This is a genomic window from Arthrobacter sp. Hiyo1, assembly GCF_001263615.2.
Classification (GTDB): domain Bacteria; phylum Actinomycetota; class Actinomycetes; order Actinomycetales; family Micrococcaceae; genus Arthrobacter.
Genome location: NZ_DF952475.1, coordinates 163,378 through 165,689, shown reverse-complemented (window position 1 = coordinate 165,689; position 2,312 = coordinate 163,378). Strand labels below are relative to the sequence as shown.

Annotated in this window: 2 protein-coding genes; one reads left to right on the top strand and one right to left on the bottom strand. The window is 65.1% G+C overall.

Annotated elements, in window-relative coordinates; translation table 11 throughout:
- Positions 1 to 468 precede the first annotated feature (468 nt).
- Positions 469 to 1,254, bottom strand: coding sequence for a GntR family transcriptional regulator (locus AHiyo1_RS19765; protein ID WP_172465660.1), 786 nt, complete (start codon positions 1,252 to 1,254; stop codon positions 469 to 471).
- A 455-nt stretch (positions 1,255 to 1,709) separates the two neighbouring features.
- Here AHiyo1_RS19765 and AHiyo1_RS19760 point away from each other — a divergent pair.
- Positions 1,710 to 2,312 (top strand): FAD-dependent oxidoreductase (locus AHiyo1_RS19760; protein ID WP_148667686.1); only part of this gene is annotated, 603 nt, incomplete at its 3' end.

Here is a 2,312-nt window from a genome sequence, read left to right as displayed (position 1 = left end):
GGCAGCCACCCGCGGCGGGGTATCGCGCGCGGTCCTACTCATCGTCGCCACCCAATGTAGCTTGGCGCACTCCAGATCGTCTCAATCCTTGCCCTGCCTCATCTGTAGATCATTCCGGCCTTTGTCGCTGCCGGACAAATAGCGTCGGCAGGAACGGCCTGCCGAGCCGGCTGATGGGAAGCTGAGGACGCCGAACGCTCCGAGCAACGGCGCGTCGTCACCCGCCCTAGTCTCGATGAGCCGACGCACCGAGATGCTCTACCGATGGCGGAGCATCACAGCGCTCCTGCTCAGCTGCGGGTCTGGACCGACCACTCCGCATGGGGCCCTCCAGCGGACCCCGATGCTTTTCGTGTCACGGCGAGCAGCTTGGGCGACCTCACCTCGTGGTGCCGTCGGTGCCGTCCAGGGTCCGTGAGAGCGCTCGGGGAGTTCCCGTGCTCGCGCTACGGAGTCGGAGACCGATTGTCAACCGCGGCTGGTTGCGAGAACTGCCGGGTTCCGCTGCGAAGGGGCTGAGGCCGCTTCCGAGGACGTGGCCTTCTGAAGCATCGGGCCTCGGTTCTTGCGGCGCGTCAAATCGTTGGCGGGTGGGCGCAGCTCGTCCTCGGCGAGGGAGAGATGCTGATGAAGAACGTGATGGAGCGCGTTCAGATCGCCCCGCTCAATGAGGACCGCCAGCTCTCTGTGCCCGGAAAGAACACGGTCGGGATCAGGGTGGGCGTCGGCGAGGTGCGCCATGCAGATGAGCGCTTCGGTGGCGAGTGTGGCATACGCCCGCACAAGGCGCGTGTTCCGGGTCTCTCGGACCAGCGTTGTGTGGAATTCGAGGTCGATGCGGTGGATCGCCGACCAGTCGAGTGCGTCGGCGGGCTTGTGCATTCGAGAAATGATCTCGTTGAGCTGTGCGGTGACGGAGGCTCGAGACGCGTGGTCTCTGCTGGCCAGGATCGAAGCGGCGGCGATTTCGATCGCCTCACGGGCTTCGTAGACCTCCCTGACATCATCTGGGGTCAATTCCCGGACGAATACGCCGCGGTTCGGCCGGCCGATCAGAATGCCCTCCTGCATGAGACGGTGCAGCGCCTCGCGCACAGGCCCTCGGGAGACGTTCAACTGGCCGGCGACCTGGGCCTCGTTGATCTGCTCGCCTGGCTCGAACACGCCGTTGATAATCCCCTCGCGCAGCTGATCCGCGATGATGACCGCCGTCGGTCGTGGCGCTATGGCCGAGAGCGCGTTCACTCCACTCACGATCCCTCCTCGAGTTGATGATGCCGATTCCCCGTCTCTCGGTCCGCCGATCGACATGGCTATAAAGCTCACGATAGCAGGATTAGCACATAGTTGACAATCATGCGATCTATGCCACCATGGGCGAGTAGGAGACCTCCTGGAGACCATCTAGCCGAAAGGACTGCCATGAGAAGGCAACTGCCGAGGTTCCCGGCAAGATGGAGTCGTCGCGCACGGTGTGGGAGTGAAGGCATCCGAGCGGGTCTGTGGGAAGTGGGGCCTGGCATGGTCCCCAACACACGGACCAATTACCACGAGCTGTGCCAGAAAAGCTCCGGCCGAGCACGCTCGCCGGGTTGGACGGCAACGAAACCGGACGGAATCGCTGTTCAGCACTACCAAGGGCTGGAAGGGGCGCCCGGGCGTTCCTTGGCAAGGCCAGGCGAAGGTCATCGACGGAAGGTCGTGTGGTGATGCAAGAAGGAAGTCCGTCGGTCCTCATCGTTGGGGGAGGAGCCGCCGGGCGCGCGTGCGCCCAGGAGCTCCGAGAACGCGGATTTGTAGGCATGGTCGAGATTGTCGACGCCGAGCCGGGCGGCGCGATAGACCGGACGCTGCTCGACAAAGGGCTCCTTCCGGGGCTGCTCTCTCGCGAGCAGCTCGCCCTCCCGCCCGTTGAAGGGGTCCTGGTGATCCCGGGCGAAGCGGTCGGGGCCGACTTCGGCAACAAGACGGTCGAGCTCCGTAACGGCAGGAGGTTGGCTGTCGACGCCGTAGTGATTGCAACCGGCGCCGCGCCGCATCGGCCGAAGGGCATCGATGTCGCTTCCGATGTGCTGCTGCATCATCTGCACACCGCGGATGATGCGGACGCGCTCCGGCAGTCGATGCCGCTGCCTGAAGGACGGCGGGTCGCCGTGATCGGGGCTGGATTCTCCGGCACTGAGCTGGCGAGCCACTATGTTTCTGCGGGTGCCGAGGTGGTCCTCGTGGGCCGGTCGGCCACGCCGCTTCTCGGCGCGCTCGGCGCACAGCTCTCCCCTCGACTTGCCGACCTGCAGCGGACGCGGACCGAT